Source organism: Campylobacter ureolyticus (assembly GCF_013372225.1).
GTDB lineage: Bacteria > Campylobacterota > Campylobacteria > Campylobacterales > Campylobacteraceae > Campylobacter_B > Campylobacter_B ureolyticus.
In genome coordinates, this window is sequence record NZ_CP053832.1 from 25807 (window position 1) to 51080 (window position 25274).

At 30.2% G+C, this 25274-nt stretch carries 21 protein-coding genes and 1 pseudogene; 11 read left to right on the top strand and 11 right to left on the bottom strand.

All coding sequences use genetic code 11. The annotated features are described in order from the left end of the window. Positions 1-3: 3 nt before the first annotated feature. Positions 4-1587, top strand: a complete 1584-nt coding sequence (gene recJ, locus CURT_RS00135) for a single-stranded-DNA-specific exonuclease RecJ (protein WP_018713474.1) — start codon at positions 4-6, stop codon at positions 1585-1587. A gap of 16 nt (positions 1588-1603) precedes the next feature. On the opposite strand, the gene CURT_RS00140 is transcribed toward recJ, so the two are convergent. The 5 genes and pseudogenes from CURT_RS00140 to CURT_RS00165 all read right to left on the bottom strand — a co-directional run bounded on the left by CURT_RS00140 (position 1604) and on the right by CURT_RS00165 (position 8098). Next, positions 1604-3388, bottom strand: coding sequence for a 5-methylcytosine-specific restriction endonuclease subunit McrB (locus CURT_RS00140; protein ID WP_018713475.1), 1785 nt, complete (start codon positions 3386-3388; stop codon positions 1604-1606). Continuing rightward, complete coding sequence (locus CURT_RS00145) at positions 3379-4020, bottom strand: protein-L-isoaspartate(D-aspartate) O-methyltransferase (protein ID WP_018713476.1); 642 nt, start codon at positions 4018-4020, stop codon at positions 3379-3381. Before CURT_RS00145 ends, CURT_RS00140 begins: the two co-directional genes overlap by 10 nt. 9 nt (positions 4021-4029) lie before the next feature. Next, on the bottom strand, positions 4030-5052 hold the full coding sequence (locus CURT_RS00150; protein ID WP_026320341.1) for a ribonucleotide-diphosphate reductase subunit beta: 1023 nt from the start codon (positions 5050-5052) through the stop codon (positions 4030-4032). Positions 5053-5138: 86 nt separating this feature from the next. Then, positions 5139-5813, bottom strand: coding sequence for an anaerobic ribonucleoside-triphosphate reductase activating protein (locus CURT_RS00155; RefSeq protein WP_018713478.1), 675 nt, complete (start codon positions 5811-5813; stop codon positions 5139-5141). A gap of 2 nt (positions 5814-5815) precedes the next feature. Next, positions 5816-8098 (bottom strand): annotated as a pseudogene (locus CURT_RS00165) (ribonucleoside triphosphate reductase). A 206-nt stretch (positions 8099-8304) separates the two neighbouring features. Between CURT_RS00165 and CURT_RS00170 the strand changes: the two are divergent. Beyond that, positions 8305-8823: a pyridoxamine 5'-phosphate oxidase family protein gene (locus CURT_RS00170; protein WP_018713481.1), complete on the top strand. Its 519-nt coding sequence runs from the start codon at positions 8305-8307 to the stop codon at positions 8821-8823. Between the two features lie 17 nt (positions 8824-8840). Here CURT_RS00170 and CURT_RS00175 read toward each other — a convergent pair whose 3' ends face one another. The 3 genes from CURT_RS00175 to purB are packed head-to-tail and all read right to left on the bottom strand — an operon-like array spanning position 8841 to position 14022. Next, positions 8841-10214 carry an SEL1-like repeat protein gene (locus CURT_RS00175; protein WP_018713482.1) on the bottom strand — a complete coding sequence of 458 codons (1374 nt, stop codon included), beginning with the start codon at positions 10212-10214 and terminating at the stop codon, positions 8841-8843. Positions 10215-10254: 40 nt separating this feature from the next. Continuing rightward, complete coding sequence (locus CURT_RS00180) at positions 10255-12630, bottom strand: ribonucleoside-diphosphate reductase subunit alpha (RefSeq protein ID WP_018713483.1); 2376 nt, start codon at positions 12628-12630, stop codon at positions 10255-10257. 60 nt (positions 12631-12690) lie between these two features. Then, entirely contained in the window at positions 12691-14022 is a 1332-nt protein-coding gene (purB, locus tag CURT_RS00185; protein WP_018713484.1) for an adenylosuccinate lyase, read from the bottom strand. Positions 14023-14104: 82 nt separating this feature from the next. Between purB and CURT_RS00190 the strand changes: the two genes are divergently transcribed. Beyond that, a complete protein-coding gene (locus CURT_RS00190; protein WP_237721137.1) occupies positions 14105-15013 on the top strand; it encodes an RluA family pseudouridine synthase in 909 nt (302 codons plus the stop codon). A gap of 1234 nt (positions 15014-16247) precedes the next feature. On the opposite strand, the gene rlmN is transcribed toward CURT_RS00190, so the two are convergent. The 3 genes from rlmN to hisF are packed head-to-tail and all read right to left on the bottom strand — an operon-like array spanning position 16248 to position 18630. After that, entirely contained in the window at positions 16248-17321 is a 1074-nt protein-coding gene (rlmN, locus tag CURT_RS00195; RefSeq protein ID WP_018713579.1) for a 23S rRNA (adenine(2503)-C(2))-methyltransferase RlmN, read from the bottom strand. Beyond that, a complete protein-coding gene (locus CURT_RS00200; RefSeq protein WP_026320347.1) occupies positions 17318-17881 on the bottom strand; it encodes a nucleoside phosphorylase-I family protein in 564 nt (187 codons plus the stop codon). The genes rlmN and CURT_RS00200 overlap by 4 nt, the downstream gene beginning before the upstream one ends. An 8-nt stretch (positions 17882-17889) precedes the next feature. Next, positions 17890-18630, bottom strand: coding sequence for an imidazole glycerol phosphate synthase subunit HisF (gene hisF, locus CURT_RS00205; protein ID WP_018713577.1), 741 nt, complete (start codon positions 18628-18630; stop codon positions 17890-17892). A gap of 89 nt (positions 18631-18719) precedes the next feature. Here hisF and rsmA point away from each other — a divergent pair, with 89 nt between their 5' ends. The 8 genes from rsmA (at position 18720) to CURT_RS00245 (ending at position 25247) form a co-directional block, all read left to right on the top strand. Then, positions 18720-19529, top strand: a complete 810-nt coding sequence (rsmA, locus tag CURT_RS00210; RefSeq protein WP_026320346.1) for a 16S rRNA (adenine(1518)-N(6)/adenine(1519)-N(6))-dimethyltransferase RsmA — start codon at positions 18720-18722, stop codon at positions 19527-19529. After that, positions 19510-21504 (top strand): ribonuclease J, encoded by a 1995-nt coding sequence (locus tag CURT_RS00215; RefSeq protein ID WP_018713575.1) that lies wholly within the window; start codon positions 19510-19512, stop codon positions 21502-21504. Before rsmA ends, CURT_RS00215 begins: the two co-directional genes overlap by 20 nt. 8 nt (positions 21505-21512) lie before the next feature. Then, positions 21513-22475, top strand: a complete 963-nt coding sequence (locus tag CURT_RS00220) for a KpsF/GutQ family sugar-phosphate isomerase (protein ID WP_018713574.1) — start codon at positions 21513-21515, stop codon at positions 22473-22475. Between the two features lie 9 nt (positions 22476-22484). Further along, positions 22485-23246: a pseudouridine synthase gene (locus CURT_RS00225; RefSeq protein ID WP_026320345.1), complete on the top strand. Its 762-nt coding sequence runs from the start codon at positions 22485-22487 to the stop codon at positions 23244-23246. Positions 23247-23324: 78 nt separating this feature from the next. After that, positions 23325-23627 carry a DUF883 family protein gene (locus tag CURT_RS00230; protein ID WP_018713572.1) on the top strand — a complete coding sequence of 101 codons (303 nt, stop codon included), beginning with the start codon at positions 23325-23327 and terminating at the stop codon, positions 23625-23627. Continuing rightward, on the top strand, positions 23627-23911 hold the full coding sequence (locus tag CURT_RS00235; protein WP_018713571.1) for a hypothetical protein: 285 nt from the start codon (positions 23627-23629) through the stop codon (positions 23909-23911). Before CURT_RS00230 ends, CURT_RS00235 begins: the two co-directional genes overlap by 1 nt. Next, positions 23893-24210 carry a hypothetical protein gene (locus tag CURT_RS00240; protein ID WP_018713570.1) on the top strand — a complete coding sequence of 106 codons (318 nt, stop codon included), beginning with the start codon at positions 23893-23895 and terminating at the stop codon, positions 24208-24210. Before CURT_RS00235 ends, CURT_RS00240 begins: the two co-directional genes overlap by 19 nt. Positions 24211-24431: 221 nt before the next feature. Beyond that, positions 24432-25247 (top strand): transporter substrate-binding domain-containing protein, encoded by an 816-nt coding sequence (locus CURT_RS00245; RefSeq protein ID WP_018713569.1) that lies wholly within the window; start codon positions 24432-24434, stop codon positions 25245-25247. The last annotated feature ends 27 nt before the right edge of the window (positions 25248-25274 follow it).

The window sequence follows — 25274 nt, forward strand, 5'->3', positions numbered from 1 at the left end:
AAAATGTTAGATAAAAAAAAGATAAAGGAAATTTTAGAAACTAGATTTCAAAAAGATATTCACACCAAAGTTTCAGAAATTCCACTTCCATCAAGTCTAAAAGATAGCTACAAAGCAGCAAGTCGTATAAAAACTGCAATTGAAAATAATGAAAAAATTGCAATTGTGGGAGATTACGATGTTGATGGTATTGTAAGTAGTGTGATTTTAGCTGATTTTTTTGATCTTTTGGGTGTTGATTTTTTTGTAAAAATTCCAAATAGATTTAGTGATGGATATGGATTAAATCCTAAAATTTTAGAAGAAATTAGCGGTGTAAAACTTATAATTACAGTCGATAATGGAATTAGTGCAGTTGAAGCGGCTGAAATTTGTAAAAAAAAGGGAATTGATTTAATTATAACAGATCACCATATGCCACCGCCAGTTTTACCAAAAGCATACGCGATAATTAACCCAAAACAAAGTGATTGCTCATTTCCAAATGTTGAAATTTGTGGAGCTGAGGTTGCGTGGTATTTAGTTGGTGCTTTAAAAGATGTTTGTGGCGTTGAATACAATATGTCAAATGATCTTGACTTATTAGTAATTGCTATAATTGCTGATATGATGGAGTTAAGAGATATGAATAGAGTGCTTGTAAAACTTGGAATAAAAAAACTTAACTCATCAAAAAGACCAGCATTTTTTGCGATAAAAAATTTATACTCAAAAGATAAATTTGAATTTGATGATATTAGTTTTTTAATAGCTCCACTTATAAACTCAACTGGTAGAATGGATGATGCAAGTCTTTCATATAAGTTTTTAAGAGCAAAGAATTATAAAAATGCAAAATATTTTTTAGATAAAATCGTTGATTTAAACGAATCACGAAAAGATGAAGAAAAAACGCTTTATGAAAGCTCTAAGGCTCTTGTAAGTCAAGATGATGAAATAATTGTAGCTTGGGGAAAAAATTGGCATGAAGGTGTTATTGGTATAGTCGCATCAAGGCTTTGCAAACACTATAAAAAACCAGCAATTGTTTTTAGTGTAGATGAGCACCGTGCAAAAGGAAGTGCAAGAAGTGTTAATAAATTTGATATTTTAAGGCTAATTGCATCTCAAAAAGAGCTTTTACTTAGCTTTGGCGGACATAAAGGCGCAGCTGGAATTGTTATAGAAAGTAAAAATTTACCTAAATTCAAAGAAGCAATTAACTCAAGTTGTTTTTTGCAAGATTTGGATGGAATTTCGCCTTATGCTGATGAAATTTTAGGTGAAATTGATATAAAAGAGCTTGATTTAGAGCTTTTAGACATTTTGGAATTTTTTGAACCTTATGGGCAAAAAAACCCAAAACCAATTTTTGAAATAAAAAATGCAGTAGTAAGTAATGTTAGAACGATTGGAAAAGATAAAAATCATATAAAAATCACAATTGAAAAAAACAATATCTATAAAGAAGCCCTTTATTTCAATTATGATTTTATGCCAAAAGAGGGCGATAGGGTGGATTTGATAGCCTCTGTTATAAAAAACTCTTTTAAAAATACTATAACACCTGAGTTTGTTATAAAAGAACTTTGTTTAGCCAAAAATTAATTTTGGCTAAACTTAATTAATAACCTTGTCTTAAAGCATTTTTTATAGTACTTAGTGCATCATCTGCTTCTTTTGGAGAAAGTGTTTTTGTAAATATACTTTTTAGGATGGATTTTAACTCATTTTCATAAAAATCTTTTAATGAGTTTTGAGAGATTTCACCATCTTTTATATAATTTTTTATGTCGATAAACACAAAATGCCCAATTTCTATCTCATCATCAAGCGTTTTATCTGCTAAAATTTCATTTATTCTCTCACAGGTTTTTATGTAGCTATTTACATTTTCTATGCCTTCAAGAGCCGAAACTATAGCTTGATAGTTGCATTTTATATAGTTTTTCTTAAATCTCTTCAAAAAGCTTGGAGGAGTGTTTTTATATCCTAAATTTGTATCAAGTGTAGCTATAATAAATAAATTTTCAGGTATTGCAAAATAAGATTTTCCTTCTTTTTTAACTACACTAAAATCATTAATATTATCAAATTTATCAATTATTCTTGAGTTTTTAGTTCTTATAAATGCAGGATTTTTGTCTGAATATCTATTTTCAAGAAGTTCTGCACTTTCGCCAAATATAGAGGCTATATCACAACTATTTATATCATTTATAATCATATAGTAGTCGTTTTCTTTATCATTGATTGCTTTTTTGCAAATTTCTTTAAACTCACCATTTACAAACTCACCATTTACAAAACCATCCATGAAATCTTCATATTTGTAGTTTTCATGCATTGAGATAACACAATATCTATTTATAGGGATATTTTTTATATTTAAAATTTCTCTTGCGGTTTTATTTTTTTCAACACCAAAAGAGCCAATAAATAGTGTATTTTTTGATACTGAACTACTTCCATAACTAAAAATAAATTTAAAAAATAGCTCATAATAAATACATTGTTTATTAAATTCTGCCACATCTACAGGGTATGGTTTAAATTTAGAAGCAAATTCAGTGCAAAGTTTTGTAAAGTCATCTAAATTTTCAATTTTTTTAGCAAAAGTGCTTGATAGAATTTTAAGATTGTTTTGATTATAGATAAAAGAGTGTAAATTGTTATTTTCTATAAAAATAATAGATATAAACTCAGTTAAACTGTTTTGATCAAGTATGTGAAACTCATTTTTATCTTTAAAGCCAGCATTTATTTTATTTTCTTCGCTAAAAGTAGTTACAACACTTTGAATAGAGTTTGATGAAAGAGAGTTTTTAATAAGTTCTATTAACATCATCGGATGATTATGAAAAACTATATCAAAATACTTTTGCGCTAAATTTGGACTTAAAATTTCAAAAATTTTATAAAGATAATTATAAAAATTTATAATTTTTTTCTTGAATTCTATTTTAAGTTCTCTATCTTCGGTATATTTTTCATATTTTCTAGCGATATTTTCCATAAAAATATATAAAGAAACGCAATTTGCACTTTCGCCTTTGACGACATCTTCAACTGCTGAGTTTTGATTATTTTCAAAAACTTCTTTGCAAGATTCTAATTTATCTTTTAGTGCAAAATCTCTATAAAAATTTTCCATATTGTTTTCAAAAAATCTATTTATGAAAAAATATCCCGCTTTTGGATACCTGTAACTTAAATTTAATATATCAATTTCATCGCTTCCACAAAACTCAATATATGAATTTTGTAAAAAGTCATTTTCATTTTGACTAAAACTTAAAACATTTGCTTTAAGATTTTGAAGTAGGTCAACTACTTTTGTAACCTCTTTTTTTAAATTTATAGGACTACTTTTTTCTAAAAAAAGATCTATCGCAACTTCTATTTGCATTGTTCAACTCCTTTTAAAAGTGGGACAAACTCACACTCATCAATTATTTCTTGGTTAAAATCTAATTCACTAATTTTTTTTATTTTTACTATTTTTTGGCAGCCGTCTTTATAAAGTGGTGCAACTAAAATTCCTCCAACTTCAAGCTGATCTAAAAGTCTTTTATCTATCTCTTTTGCTGCAGCTGAGAGTAAAATTCTCTCATAAGGAGCATACTTTTTCCAACCAGCATTTCCATCATCATATCTTAAATGAACATTTGTAATATTTAGACTTTCAAAGTTTTTTTTAGCTTCATTTACAAGTTTTTCAATTCTTTCAATTGTAAAAACTCGCCTTATGATTTTACTTAAAATAGCTGCTTGATATCCACTTCCACAGCCAATCTCTAAGACTTTATCAACCCCATCAAGCTCTAAGGTTAAACTCATCTTAGCAACTGTCAAAGGTGAGCTTATCCATTGGCCGCCTAAAATAGGCTGAGGGTTTAGCTCATAAGCGTAAGCACTTATTGGCACAAAAATACTTCTTGGCACCTTGCAAAACGCCTCATATAAAGCTGGTGTTAGATTTAATGAATTTGCTATCTCATCAGCTAGTTTTTGGCATTTTAAAATTTCAAAATTTTCCATAATCCTACTTTAAAAATCATCAAAGCTAAGACTTCCTTTGCTGTAATTTGTAACTTTACTTTCAAAGAAATTTGATTTTTGATCGTTAAATTTAGCAAAGTCATCAACCCATTTTATTGGATGTTTTACACCATATTTTTTCTTTAAGCCAATTGCAGTTAGTCGCTGATCGACTAAGTAATGAATATAATCAGTTATAATATCATCTGTAAAGCCCATAATTTGGTTTTGGGTGATGTATTTTCCCCACTCTATTTCAAGCTCTCCAGCTTTTTCAAACATTTCGTAAATTTTATTTATAATTTTTTCATTAAACAGATCGGGTCTTTCTTTTTTTACTGTATTTATCATATTTTGAAAAAGTAAAAGATGAGTTATTTCATCTCTTTGGATAAATCTTATCATTTGAGCTGATCCTAGCATCTTTCCAGCCCTTGCTAATGCGTAAATTGCAGTAAAGCCACTATAAAAATAGATTCCTTCTAAAATTTGATTTGCAACCATTGCTAAAACTAACTTTTCTTCTGTTACATCACCAGCAAGATCCTCATAAACGCTTGAAATATAATCATTCTTTTTTTTCAAAACTGCGTCATGTTTTTCCATTTCATATATTAAATCTGTATTTTCGCATATTGCCTCAACCATTACAGCGTAACTTTTAGAGTGATTTGCCTCTTCATAGGCTTGACGAACTAAAATAGCATTTATTTCAGGAGCGGTGATATAAGGATTGATATTATCAGCTAAGTTGTTTGTTTGAAAGCTGTCCATCGAGATAAGTTGGCTCCAAACTAGATCATACATTCTTTTTTCAGCCCCAGTTAGGTTAAAGTTGTAGTCTCTTACATCATCAGTTGTATCGACTTCTTTAGGAAACCAAGTATTTGCTTCCATTAAATCCCAAAGTTTTAAAGCCCATTGATATTTAGCTTTTGTGAAATTTAAAATTCCGTGCGGATTTCCACCAAAAACTTTTCTATCGCCAAGTGTTTCATTTGACTCTGGGTTATAAATTTTTTTCTTATCAATTATCATTTTAATTTGTTCCTTGAACTTGTAATAGCTAAATGATTTTATCTAAATAAGGCTTTAAAGAAAATGAAAATGACAAGTAATCAAAAATTTCTTAACTCTATCTTCAAATTAGATTTAATTTTTTTTGGATCAAAGCTATTTGTTGGGTTTTGTAAAAGTCCGAAATTCTCACCAGTTTCTAGAAAATTTTGCAAATAATAAACTCCTTTATAGCCAAATTTTTCTAGCATTTTGGCCATTTTTGAAATATCATTTTCTGTAAAAATATCGGCGTGAATTGTAGTTCTTACTTCAAAAGGAAAGTTTAAACTTATTAGATATTTTAAAGTTTTTATAAATTTTTCATATAAATTAGAATTTGTTACTAAAAAATAGTTTTCTTTTAATGCTTTAAAATCAAGTGCAATATAATCAATTAAATTTAGTTTTATAGCTTTTTTTAAAATTTCTAAATTTGAACCATTTGTGTCTATTTTAAGGCTAAAATCTCTTTTTTTAACCTCTTTTGCTAGATATAAAAAATCTTTATTCAATGTGCATTCTCCGCCGCTAAAAACAACAGCTTCGAGCTTATCTATGCGTTCATCTAAAAAGCGTAAAAACTCACTATTTTCTATAGCGCCACTGCTTTTTACAATTTCAGTGTTATAGCAGTAAATACAACGCATATTGCACCCTGAAAACCAAACAATACACGCTAGTTTATCAGGATAATCAAGCATTGTAAATGGCGTTATAGAATAAATTAGTGCCATTTTTAGGCCGATTTTACTTTTTTGGGATTCTCACAAAATTTAACTCTTTCATTATGTTCGCCAATTTTACCAATATTAAAACTCTCTACTGGTCTGTGATAACCCATAACTCTTGTATAAACAACGCATTTTGTTCTTTTGTCTTTGTTTGCATTTAAAATTTCATTTCTACTCATTTTTTTCTCCTTTTAATTTGCTTGTTTTAAAATTTCCTCATCACAATATGGGCAAAACTCATGCTCACCTGCTATATATCCGTGAATTTTACATACACTAAAAACAGGTGTGATTGTAATATAAGGAAGCTTGTAGTTTGTAACTATATTTTTAACTAGGTTTTTGCACGCCTCTTTTGAGCTAATTTTTTCTTTCATATAAAGGTGAAACACTGTTCCTCCTGTATAGTTGCTTTGCAACTCATCTTGTAAATCAAGTGCTTCAAACGGATCATCTCCAAAATTTGCAGGAAGTTGTGTTGAGTTTGTGTAGTAATTATTTTCTTTAGTTCCTGCTTGGATTATATCTGGGTATCTTTTTATATCTTCTTTTGCGAAGCGGTATGTTGTGCCTTCAGCTGGCGTTGCTTCAAGATTATATAAATTTCCAGTAATTTGTTGAAAGGTTTTAATTTTTTCTCTTAGATGCTCTATTATTTCAAGTGAAAATTCCCTTCCAAATTTAGTTGTAATGTTTTCTTTATTGTTTGTGAAATTTCTTATCATCTCATTTGCACCGTTTATGCCAATAGTTGAGAAGTGATTTTTAAATCCAGGTAGATATCTTGCGGTGTATGGATAAAGTCCGCGATTATACATTTCTTGGATAAATTTTCTCTTTTTTTCAAGTGTGCTTTTTGCTAGTTCGCAAAGATAGTCAAGCCTTTGAAAAAGTGCTTTTTTGTCATTTTTATATAAATATCCAAGACGAGCCAAATTTATAGTTACAACGCCGATGCTTCCAGTCATTTCAGCACTTCCAAAAAGTCCACCACCTCTTTTTAAAAGTTCTCTTAAGTCAAGTTGCAATCTACAACACATACTTCTTACATGTCCTGGCTTGTAAGCTTTTGGGTTTTCAACTAAATTTCCATTTTCATCTTTTATATATTGGCTTCCTATGAAATTTTGAAAATAGCTTGAGCCTATTTTTGCTGTATTTTCAAATAATGCATCAGCTACTTCACTATCCCAATTAAAATCTTCAGTTATATTTACAGTAGGAATTGGAAAAGTAAAAGGCTGTCCTAGGCGATCACCTTTTGTCATTACCTCATAAAATGCTTTATTTATTGCGTCCATTTCAGGCTGAAAATCGCCATAAGTCATGTCGATTAAATGCTTTTTACCTCGTTTGTTTGCCAGTTCTAAAAGCTCTTTATCGTCTTCTAAGTCTCTAAAAAGATGTTTATCATCATGAGTTGGAATTTGATCTTTTAAATCACTTGGAGGAGTTAAGTCGATGGTTATATTTGTAAAAGGGCTTTGACCCCATCTTGCAGGCACATTTAGGTTAAATATAAAATTTGTAATGGCCTTTTTCATCTCAGAGTAGCTTAGTTTATCTCTAAAAACATAAGGTGCTAAATATGTATCAAAACTTGAAAAAGCCTGTGCTCCAGCCCATTCGCTCTGAAGTATTCCTAAGAAATTTGCCATTTGATAAAGAGCTTCACGAAAATGCTTTGGTGGGCGGCTTTCAACTCTGCCTCTAACTCCGTTAAATCCCTCATTTAAAAGTACTCTTAAGCTCCAGCCAGCACAATATCCAGTTAAGCAATCCAAATCGTGAATGTGATAATCGCCATTTCTATGTGCTAAACCCTCTTCTTTGCTATAAACAGCATCTAGCCAATAGTTTGCGATAACTTTTCCTGCTGTGTTGTTTATAAGACCAGCGTTTGAATAACTTGTATTTGAGTTTGCACTTATTCGCCAATCAGTTCCATTGATATACTCATTTATTGTTTGTGTTGAGTTAATGTATGTTGTATCATCATTTAACCCTAGAATCTGTTCTCTTTGCATTTTATGAGTGTGGCGATAAAGCATAAAACTTTTTAACTCATCAAAATAGCCTGCCTTAAAAAGCGCTTTTTCAATAATATCTTGAATGTCTTCAACAGCAACTATTTTTTTAAAAGTTATTTCATCCATAACTGCATCAAAAATACTTTTATCATAAGGCTTATTTTCACTTTTAAATGCTTTTTTTATAGCATCTTCAATTTTATATGGAAAAAACTCCTCTTTACTTCCATCTCTTTTTAGAATCTCTTTTTGTGCCAATTTTTATCCTGAATTTTTTGAAATTTGATAAAATATTATAACTAAGCACTCTTAAAAACAGCATAAATTTTTGCTGTTATTTTTGATATCAAATATCATAAATTAAGTTTATAAATTTGTTGTTTAAAAATAACTCCAAGTTCCATTTAAAGTCTATTTTAAGCCAATCATTATATAATAAATTAAACAACTTTTTAGGAAAAAATATGCGTAGAATTGATAGAAAACTAAGCGATGAAAGCGCTTATGAAATAGTAGATAACTGTGAGTATGCGACATTTTCTACAATAGATAAAAATGAAGTTTTTAGTATCCCTTTATCTGTTGTTAGGAGTGGAAATTTTATCTATATTCACGGAGCACCTGCTGGAAGTAAAAAAAGACTTTTCCAAAATGCAAAAGAGGTTACGATAGTTTGTGTAAGTTATGTAAAAGTACCAAATTTAGGCGATGATGAACTTAATAAATTTATGCAAAATCCAAAAAGCTTAGGAAGTAATGTTTTTACAACAGAGTATAAAAGTGCAGTTTTAAAAACATTAGCTTATGAGGTTTTAGACAGTGATGAAAAGGTTAGGGCGTTAAGGTTGTTATGTGAAAAATATACTCCAAGATATATGAAAGCATTTGACTTGGCTGTAAGTGCAAGCCTAAAAAGAACAAACATCTATAAATTTGAAATAATTTCTATGAGTGCAAAAGCAAAAATTATAAAGAAAATTTAAAAAATAGGGCAGTAAATTTAGTCTTTTTTTAATTTTGTATTAAATAAAATTTCGTTTAAATTTTCATCGTTTATTAGATTTGCAAAATTTGTGATTACATTTACAAATCTTTCATTAAAGCTATTTAATTCTCTTTTTTCTAAGATGAGTTTTAAATAAAAAAGTTCTCGTTTTAAAATTTCTTGATATTTTTTGCTTTTTAAAATCTCTTTATCATGGTCGCCAAGTTTTCCAGCTTTTAAAAAATGAACTTCTCCATCTCTATCAAAAGGCGAAGCTAATTTGCGAATAACACTAAAAAGCAAAACATCATCTATATTTGCATCATTTTCTATTAAAAATTTAAAACTTTGTTTTTTATCAAAATCTTTTGCCTGTCTTAAAAGAATAGGTGAGTTTAAATCAATTTTTGGAAGTATATTTTTAAAAATTTCTACTAAAATTTCATCTTTCGTGTAGTAAATTGTAAATTCCATCACATTTATAGTGTCAATTTCTTTGTTAAAATCAAAGCCATTTTTTGCAAGAAGTCCATAATATTTTGGTAAATCACTGTCTTTTATAAGATTGTATTCTTCATTTGTACCAAATAAAGCTAAAAAAATATCTAAATTTTCATTTAAAAACTTTACAAATTTTTTATCATTAAGTGCTTTTTCAAACAAATTCTCACCTAAGTTTATGCCACTATTTTCGTATAAATTTAAAAGTCTGTTTTGAGCAAGTATCGCATAAGGAATTTGATACGTTTCTTCAAAGGCTGGAAACAGTAAAATACAAGCTTTAATGCTTCTTTTATCACAAAAAGCAGAAAATATATTTAAAATTCCAGTATCATATTTGCTACAAAAGAAACCAACTTCATCCTTGCAGGCTTTTTCTTTTAAAATTTTAGCCTTTTCTTCATCTTTTTTAACAAAAATTCCATATTTTTGCATTATGCTTAGATATTCACAGCTTTTGTAGCCATTTTGGCAAGAATTTATGATATTTTCAAAATTTTGATTATCTAGCAAGTCTATTAAATGTATATTCTCGCTTTTTAAAGCAAATTCTTTTGCATCATCTAAACTTTTGTCACTATAAAATGCCATTCCAAGTGATAAAAATATACATATACCTTTGTCGCCATTTTCGCAAAGCTTAATAGTATCTTTATTTATAAGAAATTCTGCCATTTTTTGCGGACTTATATTAGTTCCATCTATATCTTCACTATCGTTATTGTTTGTCATTATAGCTATTAAATCACAAATTTCATCATCGCCATTTTTGCATTTTTCTAAATTTGTATTTGTTATTTTTTTAATAGCTTCTTCACCAAACTCTTCAAAGACATTTGAAAAAGCCAAATTCAAGGCTAAAATCAAAAATATAAAAATTTTTTTCAAAATAAATTCCTTAAATTTGAGCTTTTAAAAACGCATATTTTTACTGACAACCCTCGCACTCTATACTTCTATCCATTGCGGCTTTTTCAGCAGCTACAGTATCAGGGCTTTGGCTCCTTAGATAATAAGTTGATTTTACACCAAGTTTCCAAGCAAGTGTGTAAATGCTGTTTAGTAACCCGCCAGAAGCCTTATCAAGACTTATAAATATATTTAAACTTTGTCCTTGATCTATCCATTTTTGTCTAACGGCTGCTGCTTTTACAAGTAGAGTTTGGTCTAAGTCATACGCTGAGGTATAAAAATTCCATGTATCAAGCGTTAGGTTTGGAACAACAACTGGGATCATTCCACTAAGATTGTGCTCAAACCATTTTTTCTTATAAACTGGTTCAATTGTTTGCGTTGTCCCAACCAAAATGCTTATGCTTGAAGTTGGTGCTATTGCCATTAAATATCCGTTTCTCATACCGTCTTGTTGAACTTTCTGTCTTAAACTTTCCCAATCGCAAGAATTTTCATCAAAAAGCCCACCTCTTTTTACAAGTTTTTTAGCTTCCTCGCTTGCATTATCAATTGGCATTATGCCTTTGCTCCAGTTTGAGCCTTCAAAATCAGCATATTTTCCCTTTTCAACGGCTAAATTTGATGAGCTTAATATGGCATTGTAGCTTATGTTTTCCATAATTTCATCTATTTTTTCAAAATGTTCGTAGCTTCCCCACGGTATTTTTTTTGTTGCAAGCATCTGTGCTTCACCCATAACACCAAGTCCAATTGCCCTTGAGTGAATATTTGTATGCTTTACTTTTTCATGTGGATAGAAATTTAGATCAATCACATTATCAAGCATTCTAACGGCTATTGGAACAACTCTTTGAATATCTTCTTTGGTGTTTATTTTGCTTAAGTTTATACTTGCAAGGTTGCAAACCGCAGTTTTTCCTTGAATATTTTCCTTTTCAACAATAAAGATATTTTTATTATTTATAGAATCAAGTGAAGTTATTTTTTTTGCTCGTTTTGTTACGCCATTATCGACTGTTACAATATCATCTTCATCAAAAAACATAACACTTTCATCTTCGAAAATGACTTTTATTTTATAATAATCAGGCTCTGTATTTTGAAAAATTTCAGTACATAAATTTGAGCTTCTTATTATGCCTGAGTGAGAATTTGGATTTCTCTTATTTGCATTATCTTTAAAGGCTAAAAATGGCATTCCAGTCTCAAAATATGAAGTTAAAATCTTTTTCCAAAGCTCTTTTGCAAGCATAACTGTTTTTGGAATATTTGGATCATTTTCATATTTTTCATACTCTTTTTCAAATTCTTCGCTATATAAATTTGTTAAATTTTGCGTATCAGCCGGATCAAAAAGTGTCCATTTTTCATTATTTTGAACTCTTTTCATAAACAGATCATTTATCCACAGTGCTGGGAAAATTTCATGAGCTCTGCGTCTTTCTTCACCTGAGTTTTTTCTAAGATCTAAAAAATCACCAACATCCATATGCCAAGGCTCGATATAAACAGCAATTGCTCCTTTTCTAGTTCCTAGCTGATCAACCGCAACAGCAATATCATTCGTTATTTTTAAAAATGGTATTATTCCGCCAGCTGCGTTTTTGTGTCCATCTATACTGCCACCCATAGCTCTTACTTTACTCCAGTCCCAGCCGATCCCGCCGCCAAATTTAGAAAGTAGCGCCATCTCTTTGTAGCTATCAAAAATTCCCTCAATATTATCAGGTGTAGAGCCAATATAACAAGATGAAAGTTGGTGGCGTGTTGTTCTTGCGTTAGATAGGGTAGGGGTTGCTGGCATAACTTCAAATTTGGATATTAAATCATAAAATTTCTTAGCCCAACTTTGGCAGTCAAACTCATTTTGAGCTAAAAACATAGCTATTGCCATGAACATATGTTGTGGAAGCTCAATTGGATTGGCGTTTTTATCTTTTAATAGATATCTATCATAAAGTGTTTTTATACCAAGATAAGTAAATTGTAAGTCACGTTTCGAATCAATATAGCTATTTAAATCATCCAAATCATATTTTTCTTTTAAGCCAAGTAAAATTCGTCCAACCTCTTCGCCTCTTTCAAAATACTCACGTAAATGTGGATATCCAGTATATCCTGTAACTTTGTGATAAAGATCATATAAAAACAGTCTCGCCGCTACAAAAGTCCAGTTTGGGCGGTCGATATCTATCTTATCAACAGCTGTTTTTATAAGAGTTTGTTGAATTTCTTCTGTTGTTATCATATCTCTAAATTGAATTTTTGCATCAACTTCAAGCTCGCTTAAATTTACATTTTCAAGCCCTTCAACAGACTCTTTTGTATATTTTTTGATTTTGCTTATATCAAGTTCTTCGGTTCTGCCGTTTCTTTTTATTACTTTCATCTGCTCTCTTTTACCTTTCTATTTCTACTGTAATCTAACAATTTAATTTAAATATATTATTTACTCGCCAAAGACTCTTTTAAAAATTCTATCTACATTTTTTGTGTAATATGAGTAGTCAAAACACTGCTTTATCTCTTCATCGCTTAAATTTGCTTTTAAGTCTTCATCTTTTAATAAGTTTTGTAAAAATAGGCTGTGGTTGTTTTCATCGATTGCTTTTTTGCCATTTTGCAAGTCAGCCCAAACTTTCATTGCATTTCTTTGAACTATTTTATAAGCATCTTCTCTTGAAATTCCTTTTTTTGGAAGTTCGAGTAAAATTCTTTGTGAAAAGACAAGTCCGCCTGTTAAATTTAGGTTTTTCATCATATTTTCAGGATAAACAACTAAATTTTTAATTAAATTTGTAAGGCGGTTTAGCATAAAATCAGCTGTTATAAAGGCATCTGGAAGTATAAATCTCTCAACTGAACTATGGCTTATATCTCTTTCGTGCCACAAAGCGACATTTTCCATTGCAGGAATTGTATAGCTTCGTAAAACTCTGCAAAGCCCTGTTACATTTTCACTCAAAACAGGGTTTCTTTTATGAGGCATTGCAGAACTTCCTTTTTGCCCAGGACTAAAATATTCCTCGCACTCATAAACCTCTGTTCTTTGGTAGTGGCGAACGGCAACGGCTATTTTTTCACAACTTGAAGCTAGAATCGCAATAGCTGAAATAACTTGTGCGTAGCGATCTCTTTGTATTACTTGGTTGCTAGCTGGCGCTGGACTTAAGCCTAAATGCTCACAAACCAACTCCTCAAGCTCAAGTGGAGCGTGAGCAAAATTTCCCATGGCTCCACTTATTTTTCCAACACTAATTACTTTTTTAGCATGATTTAAAAGCTCTAAGCTTCTATTTATCTCATCATACCAAATCGCCAAAACAAGTCCAAAAGTTATTGGCTCGCCATGAATTCCATGACTTCTGCCAACCATTAGTGTATTTTTGTGTTCAAACGCACGTGTTTTTATCGCCTCTTTTAAGTTTTTGACATCTTCTATGATTAGTTCTAAGCTCTCTTTTATCTGAAGCCCAACGGCTGTATCTATGCAGTCACTTGAAGTCATGCCGTAGTGTAAAAATCTACTTTCTTTTCCTAAATTTTCGCTAACGCTTGTTAAAAATGCTATGACATCATGCTTTGTTACTTTTTCTATCTCATCTATTCTATCTATGTCGAATTTTGCATTTTCACAAATTTTTTTGCATGACTCGTCATCTATAAACCCGAGTTTATTCCAGGCCTTTACAGCTGCTAACTCAACTTTTAACCAAGCATTGTATTTTGCTTTTATCGTCCATTTGTCGCTCATCTGTTTTCTAGCATATCTTTCTACCATCTTTTACCTTCTTTTAAACAAATTTTTTATAAAGTTATAATCTATCATTTTAGCAAAAAGAGGGTAAAAATTGCCTTATATTATGAAAAAAATAGCTTTTGTAAATGGAGAAAAAGCTTATCAAATTTTACTAAATTTAGGTTATAAGATGAGTCAAGCTCAAAAACTTATAGATAAAAAGCGACTTTTTAACCTTGATGAAATTGTTATATCTAAAAATCAAATTTTAAATGGAGATGTTTTTTTAATTGATTATGAGTGTGAGCCAAAGGGTTTAGAGCCTATTTTTGAAGATGAAATTTTGGCAACATTTGATAAGCCAAGTGGAGTTTTAACTCATCCAAATGGAAGAAACTCAAACTACTCTATGAATGATGAAATTTGGTCAAAATTTGGGCGAGATGCAAGTGTGGCACATAGGCTCGATAAAGAAACAAGTGGAGTTTTACTCGTGGCTAAAAATAAAACTGTTGAAAAAGAATTGAAACTAAAATTTCAAAATTTAGAAGTCAAAAAGACTTATTTTGCTATGGTAAAAGGCATTGTTGAAAAAAATTTTACAGTAGAAAATTTTTTAAATACTGATAAAACAGCTACGAGTTTAAAAAATAAAGTTTTTGTCCAAACAAGTGGAAAATTTGCAAAGACCGAGTTTGAAATAGTCCAAATTTATGAAAAAATAGGTTTTACACTTTTAAAATGTATACCAAAAACAGGGCGCCAGCACCAGATACGAGTGCAATTGTTTCACGTGAAACATCCAATAGTTGGAGATACGCTTTACGGAATTAGTGATAAGTTTGCTAGTGATTTTTTAGATGAAAAAGTAAGTGTTGAAAGTAGGGTAAAAATCACTGGAGCTAAAAGACTTTTACTTCATTCGCAAAGTTTGGAATTTGAGTTTAATGGAAAAACTTATAACATCAAAAGTAATTTCGATGCAAAAAATGAATTTGAAAAATTAATAGGATTTTATGAAATTTGGAAATGAAATTTGGAAATGAAATTTGGAAATGAAATTTGGAAATGAAATTTGGAAATGAAATTTGGAAATGAAATTTGGAAATGAAATTTGGAAATGAAATTTGGAAATGAAATTTGGAAATGAAATTTGGAAATGAAATTTGGAAATGAAATTTGGAAATGAAATTTGGAAATGAAATTTGGAAATGAAATTTGGAAATGAAATTTGGAAATGAAATTTGGAAATGAAATTTGGAAATGAAATTTGGAAATGAAATTTGGAAATGAAATTTGGAAATGAAATTTGGAAATGAAATTTGGAAATGAAATTTGGAAATGAAATTTGGAAATGAAATTTGGAAATGAAATTTGGAAATGAAATTTGGAAATGAAATTTGGAAATGAAATTTGGAAATGAAATTTGGAAATGAAATTTGGAAATGAAATTTGGAAATGAAATTTGGAAATGGCAAAATGATAATAACTATTTATTTTGTTAGAATGCTTTGTTAGAATGCTTTGTTAGAATGCTTTGTTAGAATGCTTTGTTAGAATGCTTTGTTAGAATGCTTTGTTAGAATGCTTTGTTAGAATGCTTTGTTAGAATGCTTTGTTAGAATGCTTTGTTAGAATGCTTTGTTAGAATGCTTTGTTAGAATGCTTTGTTAGAATGCTTTGTTAGAATGCTTTGTTAGAATGCTTTGTTAGAATGCTTTGTTAGAATGCTTTGTTAGAATGCTTTGTTAGAATGCTTTGTTAGAATGCTTTGTTAGAATGCTTTGTTAGAATGCTTTGTTAGAATGCTTTGTTAGAATGCTTTGTTAGAATGCTTTGTTAGAATGCTTTGTTAGAATGCTTTGTTAGAATGCTTTGTTAGAATGCTTTGTTAGAATGCTTTGTTAGAATGCTTTGTTAGAATGCTTTGTTAGAATGCTTTGTTAGAATGCTTTGTTAGAATGCTTTGTTAGAATGCTTTGTTAGAATGCTTTGTTAGAATGCTTTGTTAGAATGCTTTGTTAGAATGCTTTGTTAGAATGCTTTGTTAGAATGCTTTGTTAGAATGCTTTGTTAGAATGCTTTGGGTAATATTTATCAAAATAAATTAATATTTTTATAATGGTTTTACTAACAAAAAGTTAGTAAAATTTACTCATCTTTGTTTTCAGATAATATTACTTTAATCATAAGACCAAAGCCTAAAATTAAAACAATAGTTATAAAAATAATTTCTATTAAATCTAATTTTGTCAATTTTTTCCCTTTTATTTTTTTAATATTTTATTTTCACTTCGTTCTTTTAGTTGTCCACAAGCTGCACTTATGTCAATTCCTTTTGATTCTCTTATAGTGCAAGTTACACTTTTACTTTGCAAAAAATCACGGAATTTTTCCATATTTTCTTTTAACGGACGTTTATAAATGCTGCCTTCGTTTGGGTTAAAATAGATTAAATTTACCTTTGCCTTTATACCATGAAGCAGTTTTACTAAAGTTTTTGCATCTTTTAGATTATCATTTACGCCGTGCATCATTAGATATTCAAACATTACTCTTTTTCTCATGTCAATAGGAAACTCTCTCACAGCATCCATTATAGAAGCTATATTATAAGCTTTATTTATTGGCATAAGTTCTTGTCTTAACTCATCATTTACTGCATGAAGTGATATCGCCAATAAAACTCCTAAATTCATCTCTCCAAGCTTTTTTATTTGTGAGCTAAGTCCGCTTGTACTTACTGTTTGTCTTCTTGGTGAAATTGCAAGCCCGTCATTATCAGTAAAAATTTTGATAGCTTTTGCAACATTTTCAAGATTGTTAAGAGGTTCGCCCATACCCATATAGACAACATTTACACGTCTTTCATATGGAATTTTATTAATCTTTTTTATAAAATGAACTTGTTCTACAATTTCACCAGCAGTCAAGTTTCTAACAAACCCACCTTTGGCCGTTAGGCAAAAACTACAACCCATTTTACATCCGACTTGTGAACTGACACAGATAGTGTATCGAGCATGTTTTATAAGGTTTCCATTTTCATCAAATTCATCGTCCTTCATTGGAAGCAAAACGCTTTCTATAGTTTTTCCATCTTTTAATACAAAAAGATATTTAATACTTCCATCTTTGCTTTTTTCAGATTTTACAACTTTTAGTGGATCAAAATAAAAATTTTGGCTTAAGTCTTGCCTTAAATCTTTTGGTAAGTTTAGCATTTCATCAAAGCTATCAACATTTTTTTTATAAATCCATTCATAAATTTGTTTAGCTCTAAAAGCTGGTTTTACGAATTCACCTAGTTCATCTTTCGTAAAATCAAGTAAATTTTTCAAATCAACCCTTTTTCTTTCATATATATTTTTAATTTTTCTTTTGCTGCAGCGTGATTTTTTATAAATATTTCATGAGCACTTTCATCACAAAAATTTGTAGCACAAACTACTGCTTTGCATTTAATTTTAAAAAAATTTGCTACACTTAAAATAGAATAAAACTCCATATTTTCTAAATCAAACCCATTTTCATAAAATTTTGCTGCTAAATTTTTATCTTGTGTTATGAAATTTGATGAGTTTATAACAATATTTGAATTGTTTGTTAGTGATGTTTCACGTGAAACATTTAGCGGATTTTCTAAATTTAAAGGAGAATATGATAAATTTAAAAGTTTTGAAATTTCTAAATTTGAAGCTTTAGAACTTTCATATATTTCTAAAATTTCACCTTTTTTATAAATTCCAGCAGTTCCAACGAAGATGATTTGTTTTGGTAAATCATCTTCTAGGGCTTTTTTTGTTAGTATGTTGGTTAGTGTTATTGCAGTTTCTATTAGTCCAATTCCAATACTCTGGGCAAATTCAAAACTCTCACTTTTTCCAGCACAAACTAACAAATTAGTCATTAAATTCTAACCTTTATACCATTTTCTAAAAGATATTTTTTTAATTCATTTATGCGAATTGTTCCAAAGTGAAATACTGAAGCTGCTAAAGCTGAACTAACTCCGGCCCTAAAAGCATCTAAAAAGTCACTCATTTTTCCAGCACCACCGCTTGCAATAACTGGGATATTTAACTCTTTTGCTAACAAACCTGTTATTTCTAAATCATATCCGTTAGTTACACCATCTCTATCCATAGATGTTGGAAGAATTTCTGCAGCGCCTCTATCTTGAACCTCTAAAGCCCATTTTAAAGCTTCTTTGCCGCTATCAACTTCGCCACCATTTATAAAAACATTATAATTATTATTTACTTTTTTTACATCTATTGCTACAATTAGTGAGTTAAATTCCTTAGCTGCTTCATTGATTAAATTAGGTGTTTTGATGGCTGCTGAATTTATGCTAATTTTGCTTACGCCAGCATCTAAAAGTGCTTTTATGTCATCAATTGTCTTTATTCCACCGCCAACAATTAGTGGAATTTTTATAGAATTTGCTACTTTTTTAGCAAGTTCGACTGTTGTTTTTCTATTTTCATTAGTTGCAGTTATATCTAAAAAACAAAGCTCATCAGCACCTTCTTTCTCATAAAACTGAGCTATTTCTACAGGATCTCCGACATCGACTAAATTTACAAAATTTACACCTTTTACAACTCTGCCTTTGTTCGTGTCAAGACAAGGAATTATCTTTTTCATCTTTTGCCTTTGTATTAAAATAGAGTATTATTTTATCAAAATTTTTCTAATGTGTAGCTTTGTTAGTTTTTTTTAGTTATAATCTTTTGATGATAAGGGCAAAAAAGAAATTCGGACAAAATTTTCTAAAAGATAGTGTGCTTCTTGATAAGATCATCCAAGCGATTCCCAAAGAGATTTTTAGCGATAAAGATTGTGATTTAGTCGAAATTGGGGCTGGCTTAGGTGATTTAACTAAGAAATTACTAGAAATTTCAAAAGTTAAAAGTTATGAAATTGATGAAGATCTTTTTATATTTTTAAATCAAACTTTTAAAAAAGAAATTGATGAAAAAAAACTGATCTTAACACTTGGTGATGCTTTAAAAATTTGGGACAAAATTAGTCAAAAGAACTATTTTTTAGTTGCGAATTTACCATATTATGTGGCAACAAATATCATGCTAAAAGCAGTAGATGATCCAAATTGCTTAGGATTTATAGTCATGATTCAGCGTGAAGTTGCATTGAAATTTTGTGGCTTTAGCGGTTCAAATTCGCTTAGTTTAATAACTAGCTTAAACGGAGAGATAAAAGCTTTATTTGACGTACCTCCAAGCAGCTTTGAACCAGAACCAAAGGTTATGTCAAGCGTTGTAAAATTTAGTAAATTTGATAATTTTAATGAACTTGATAAAATCAACCATGAATCTTATAAAGATTTTTTAAAAACCTGTTTTTTAAGTCCTAGAAAAACGCTTTTTAAGAACTTAAGCTCTAAGATTGATAAAGAGATTTTAAAAAAATGCTTTGAAGAGTTAAACTTAGATCAAAATTTAAGAGCTCATCAATTAAATAACACCTTAATAGTAAAAATTTTTAATTATTTAAAGGTGAGAAATGGAAAAAAATCAAAATAGTAATGGTGAAAACAAGCAAAATAATCAGAATAACACAAATAATAAAAACGATATAAACAATCAAAAATCAAATACTAGTAGGCAAAATGGTTTTAAAAAGACAAATCGTTATGCAAACCGAAAGAAAAACCTTCAAAAAGAATCAGGTATAGGCGAAAAAGAAACTCCTAAAAAAACTCAGTCAAAAAGAAGAAAAAAATCAAATGTTTCTAAATGCTTAAATGGTAATGAAAATTGGCAAAAAGAGATGGAAAAAGCAATCATCGCAAACAAAAAAGTTCACGATGAAAGACTAAATCCTTTAAAATTCTTTAAATCAAATTCTAAGATCCACATAACCCCACTTGGTGGTCTTGGTGAAATCGGTGGAAATATAACTGTTTTTGAGACAAATACAAGTGCGATTATAGTTGATGTTGGTATGAGTTTTCCAAATGAAAGTATGCTTGGAGTTGATATTTTAATACCTGATTTTGACTACATAAGAAAGATAAAAGACAAAATTAAGGCTGTAATTATAACTCACGCACACGAAGATCATATCGGTGCAATGCCATATTTTTATAAAGAATTTGATTATCCAATTTATGCTACGCCACTTTGTCTTGGAATGATATCAAATAAATTTGAAGAGCATGGCTTAAAGGCAAAAAGAGCGCTTTTTAGACCAGTAGAAAAAAGAAAAGTCTATAAAATAGGTGATTTTGATATCGAATGGATACATATCACTCACTCCATAATTGATGCTTCAGCCCTTGCCATAAAAACAGAAGCAGGCACTATTATCCACACAGGGGATTTTAAGATAGATCACACGCCAATAGATGGCTATCCGACTGATTTAGGACGCTTAGCAGAATATGGAGAAAAAGGGGTGCTCCTTTTAATGAGCGATAGCACAAACTCTCATAGAGAAGGCATTACAAAAAGTGAAAAAACAGTTGGAAAGACCTTTGATGAAATATTTTCCAAATCAAAAGGAAGAGTTATTATGAGCACATTTAGCTCAAATGTTCATAGAATTTATCAGGCTATTGAACATGGATTAAAACACAATAGAAAAATTTGTGTTATCGGAAGATCAATGGAGAGAAATTTATTTACTGCTATGGAACTTGGATATATTGATCTTTCAAAGGAAATTTTTATAGATGCTAACGAGGTTGGAAAATACCCTGATAACGAGGTTTTGATAGTAACAACAGGAAGTCAGGGTGAAACTATGAGCGCACTATATAGAATGGCAACGGATGAGCATAAATATATCAAGATAAAGCCAAGCGATCAAATTATTATCTCAGCCAAAGCAATCCCTGGAAATGAGGCAAGTGTTTCAAATATCTTAAACTATCTTTTAAAAAGTGGTGCACGTGTTGCATATCAAGACTTTAGTGAGATTCATGTCTCAGGTCATGCTGCACAAGAAGAGCAAAAGCTCATGCTTCGTCTTACAAAGCCTAAGTTTTTCTTGCCTGTTCATGGGGAGTATAACCATATAGAAAAGCATGCTTCAACTGCAATTAGCTGTGGGGTTGATTCAAGAAACATCTACTTGATGAGCGATGGTGATCAAGTTGAGGTTACGAGCGGATATATAAAAAGAGTAAAAACTGTAAAAACTGGCAAAATTTTTGTCGATAATCAGATAAACAAAGAAATCTCAGATGATATGGTAAAACATCGTCAAAATTTAGCGGATGCTGGTGTTGTAATGGTTATCGCTCAAGTTGATCAAGCAAATAAAAAGCTTGTAAAAACAAGAGTTATAACTTATGGAGTTGTTAACGCAAAAGAACAAAGAGCCTTTGCAAAAGATATGGAACTTGTTTTAACACAGTTTCTAAGTAATTTAAAAAATGAGCTTTTAGGAGATCAAAGAGCTTTAGAAAATCAAATAAGACAAGCCATAAGAAAGCATATCTTTAGACGTCTTAAAAAGTATCCTACAATTGTTCCTGTAATTTACCTAGTGTGAGGCATAAAATGAGTGAAATTTTAGAAGTTGGTAAAAGAGTTTTAGAGCTTGAGGGAAATGAGCTTTTAAGGCACTCAAATTTACTTGATGATAAATTTGAGAATGCTTTAAAATTGCTCTATTCTTGTAAAGGAAAAGTTATCGTAACAGGAGTTGGAAAAAGTGGCCATATAGGCGCAAAAATAGCAGCTACAATGGCTAGTACTGGCACTCCTAGCTTTTTTTTACATCCAACAGAGGCTTTGCACGGAGATCTTGGAATGGTACAAAAAAGCGATGTGATACTAGCGATAAGTTTTAGTGGTGAAAGTGATGAGCTTATAAAAATAATGCCTCACCTTAAAAGATTTGGTGTTCAAATTATATCAATGACTGCTAAATTCAGCAGTTCCTTAGCTAAATTTAGCGATGAAATAATAAGTCTTGATATAATAAAAGAGGCTTGTCCATTAGGTGCTGCGCCAACAGTTTCTACTACGTTAACTTTAGCTTTGGGCGATGCCTTGGCAATTTGTCTTATGAAGATGAGAAATTTCAAAGTTGAAGATTTTGCAAATTTTCATCCAGGTGGTAGTCTTGGAAAAAGACTGTTTTTAAAAGTAAAAGATGTTATGAAAACTAATGAATTGCCAGTTGTTAGTTATGATGTTAGTCTTAAAGTCGCTATAGATACGATGACCCATGGAAAACTTGGAGCCGTTTTACTAACAGATAAAAATGGTAAGTTAGTGGCCATTTTAAGTGATGGGGATTTAAGAAGAGCACTACAAAGAGATGATTTTGATATAAATGACAAGGCTCTAAACTATGCAACAAAAGAGCCAAAAATTATAGATGATGATGAAATTTTAGCATCAACTGCCCTTAAAATAATAGAAAAATATAAAATTCAACTACTTGTAATTGTCAATGATAAAAAAATTCCAATTGGAGCTTTACACATTCATGATTTGACAAATTTAGGATTATAAATGGAAAAAATGAGAATTAATAAATTTATTTCACACAACACTAACTATTCACGTCGTGAAGCAGATGAGCTTATAAAAAGTGGGAAAGTTAGTGTAAATGGAAGAGTTGTTAGTGATTTTGTAGAAGCTAGTTATGAAGATAAAATCAAGATAAATGGGCGTTTAGTTAAGAAAAAAACTGAGTTTTCAGTTATTGTTTATAACAAACAAAAAGGTGAGTTAGTTACAAAGCGTGATGATAGGGGTAGAAAAACGATATTTGACACCTTGCCAAAAGGCTTTAGTAAGTTTATAAGTATTGGAAGACTTGACTTTGCTAGTGAGGGACTTTTGCTACTTACTGACGCACCTGCTATTGCTGAAGCTTTAATGAAAAGTGATATCGAAAGAATGTATTATCTAAAGGTAAGAGGCGAGGTAACTGATGATGTTATAACAGCGATGAGAGAGGGCTTTTTTGCCAAAGATGCTACAAAGGGAGCACATGAAAAAACGCAGATTAAATCAATGGAATTCAAGCCTTTCTTAGCCTACTCGGTGCTTGGATCAAGTGGTGGTTATACAAAACTAAAAGTCATTATAAATGAGGGACAAAATAGAGAGCTAAGGCGCTTTTTTGGCTGTTTTGATCTAGAAGTTGTGGAGCTAAAAAGAGTTAGTTTTGGAAGGGTTGATTTGGGAATGTTAAAGCCTGGAAAATGGAGATATTTAACAAACTCAGAATATGATGATTTAAGAGATTTTCTAAAACAAAATGGTGTTAGATACTAATATTTTTGTTTTATAAATTTACTATTAAGTCCTATAATGTCAAGTAATTCAATAGATATATTTTATAAGGAGTAAAAGATGGCAGCACAAGAAACAGTAGATGTTAATGCTATGAAAAAAGAAATTGATAGTTTAAAACAAGAGCTAAAAGACATGGCAAAATCAATAAAAGACTCTGGCAAAGAAGCACTTAAAGATGCAAAAAATAAAATTGACGGCAGTATGTCAATCGAAGATATTGAAAAAGCAATTGATGAGCTAAAGAGCAAGGGAAAAGATGGGATTGATTATGTTAGTAAAAATATTAAAGATGAGCCTTTAAAGAGCGTTGGTATTACCCTTGCTGTTGGTTTTGTACTTGGTTGGTTGCTTAGGAAATAATGGCTAGTTTTAGTATTTCTGAGTTTTTAATCTCAGTTGTAGAGCTAGTAGAAGCACAAGCCGATGATATAAAAGCTTCTTTTGTAAAAAGTGCTGGAAATATCATAGCCTTGTGCGTCGTTGCAATCATTGCAGTTGTGGGTTTTATTTTCTTACTTCTTGGTTTAAATTTAGTTTTTCAAATATGGGTTGGCAAACTTGGAGCTTATTTTTTAACATCCGGAGTGGCTTTTTTATTGTCATTTATTATTTACATGGTGTATTTATGGAAAACAAAAAAGTAAGAAAAAAACTAAATGAAGTAGTTGCTATGCTTGATGGGAAAAGCTATGTAGTAGATAAAAAAGATACTAAGCTAAGAGTTGAGATGGCAAAATTAAAACTTTTAAAATCTGATCCAGGCTTGGAAATTTCTGAAGAGCTACAGCTCATAAACAGAGGTAGAATTACACTGGCACTAGTAAATTTGATTGACAAAAAATTTATTATGCCTAAACTTTTAAGTATATTTTCAAAAAAATCAAATAGTAAATCTTATCAAAACATTCAATATTTTAATCTAGCAAATTTCGTATATTTTTAATAGTTTAAAAATTTTAAGTATAGCTAAATCTCTAATATTTTAATAATTATTTTTATTAGTCAAAACAAATATAAAATTATTTTTTTAATTAGTCACTTATAATCTTGCTAAATTCTTAAAAAATTAGTATAATTCGATTCGAAATAGTTTATTAGTCCTAGCATATTATATATATGGTTTTATTAATATTTATTTAAATAAATAAAAAAAGAAAGAGGAATATGAAAAAGATAGCGTTTTTATTTTTACTTGCAGCAACGTTTGCTTTTGGTAGTAGCTTAGATGAGATTCGCAAAAATGGCGAAATAAAAATTGGGGTTTGGACAAGTCAGCCTCCTTATTCAAATTTGGAAAATGGAGAATTTGAAGGATTTGAAGTTGATATGGCAAAAGCCATAGGTTCAAACATCGTTGGAAATAGTGGAAAGGTGACTTTGGTTGGCATTGAGAGTGGAAACGAAAGAATTAAATTCTTACAAAACAACCAAGTTGATGTTGTAATAGCAAGCTTTACTGAAACTGATGAAAGAAAGAAGAAAGTTGATTTTTCACTTCCATATTTTGCTGTAGCAATGGGTGCAATAAGCAGTAAAGATAAGCCTTTGAATTTTGAAAAAGATTTAAATTATAAAACCATTGCTATTCAAGAGGGAACTACAATGGAGGATTATGTTAAAACAATTCCTGGAACAAAAGTTATAAAGACAAAAGGATCTATGGAGGCATTTAGAAAATTAAGAGATAATAAGGCTGATGCGTATATAGATGATAATTTAGTCGTTATGGCTTATGCTATAGTTGATAGAGATTACATTGTTCCAAAAAATATGAGGAATTTGGGATTTAACAGCTTTTTAGGTGCAGCGGTTAAAAAGGGAAATAATGAGCTTTTAGATGCCGTAAATAATGAAATGGTAAAACTTAGCAAACAAGGATTTTTTAGAAAGATATTTAATGAAACCTTTGTTCCATTTTATAAAAATGAGGTTGAAGCAAAATATTTCTTATTGGAAGACATTTATAAAATTTTTGGATAAAATTCACGAAGAAATCTTTATAAGGAG

Coding starts and splice junctions, on each gene's coding strand:
- CURT_RS00155 (WP_018713478.1), bottom strand. CDS start 5,813: ATGGCACTAATTTATTCTATAACGCCATTTACAATGCTTGATTATCCT.
- CURT_RS00215 (WP_018713575.1), top strand. CDS start 19,510: ATGGAAAAAAATCAAAATAGTAATGGTGAAAACAAGCAAAATAATCAG.
- CURT_RS00170 (WP_018713481.1), top strand. CDS start 8,305: ATGCGTAGAATTGATAGAAAACTAAGCGATGAAAGCGCTTATGAAATA.
- hisF (WP_018713577.1), bottom strand. CDS start 18,630: ATGAAAAAGATAATTCCTTGTCTTGACACGAACAAAGGCAGAGTTGTA.
- CURT_RS00240 (WP_018713570.1), top strand. CDS start 23,893: ATGGAAAACAAAAAAGTAAGAAAAAAACTAAATGAAGTAGTTGCTATG.
- rsmA (WP_026320346.1), top strand. CDS start 18,720: ATGATAAGGGCAAAAAAGAAATTCGGACAAAATTTTCTAAAAGATAGT.
- CURT_RS00225 (WP_026320345.1), top strand. CDS start 22,485: ATGAGAATTAATAAATTTATTTCACACAACACTAACTATTCACGTCGT.
- CURT_RS00220 (WP_018713574.1), top strand. CDS start 21,513: ATGAGTGAAATTTTAGAAGTTGGTAAAAGAGTTTTAGAGCTTGAGGGA.
- CURT_RS00145 (WP_018713476.1), bottom strand. CDS start 4,020: ATGGAAAATTTTGAAATTTTAAAATGCCAAAAACTAGCTGATGAGATA.
- recJ (WP_018713474.1), top strand. CDS start 4: ATGTTAGATAAAAAAAAGATAAAGGAAATTTTAGAAACTAGATTTCAA.
- CURT_RS00245 (WP_018713569.1), top strand. CDS start 24,432: ATGAAAAAGATAGCGTTTTTATTTTTACTTGCAGCAACGTTTGCTTTT.
- CURT_RS00140 (WP_018713475.1), bottom strand. CDS start 3,388: ATGCAAATAGAAGTTGCGATAGATCTTTTTTTAGAAAAAAGTAGTCCT.
- CURT_RS00230 (WP_018713572.1), top strand. CDS start 23,325: ATGGCAGCACAAGAAACAGTAGATGTTAATGCTATGAAAAAAGAAATT.
- CURT_RS00180 (WP_018713483.1), bottom strand. CDS start 12,630: ATGAAAGTAATAAAAAGAAACGGCAGAACCGAAGAACTTGATATAAGC.
- CURT_RS00190 (WP_237721137.1), top strand. CDS start 14,105: ATGAAAAAAATAGCTTTTGTAAATGGAGAAAAAGCTTATCAAATTTTA.
- CURT_RS00235 (WP_018713571.1), top strand. CDS start 23,627: ATGGCTAGTTTTAGTATTTCTGAGTTTTTAATCTCAGTTGTAGAGCTA.
- purB (WP_018713484.1), bottom strand. CDS start 14,022: ATGGTAGAAAGATATGCTAGAAAACAGATGAGCGACAAATGGACGATA.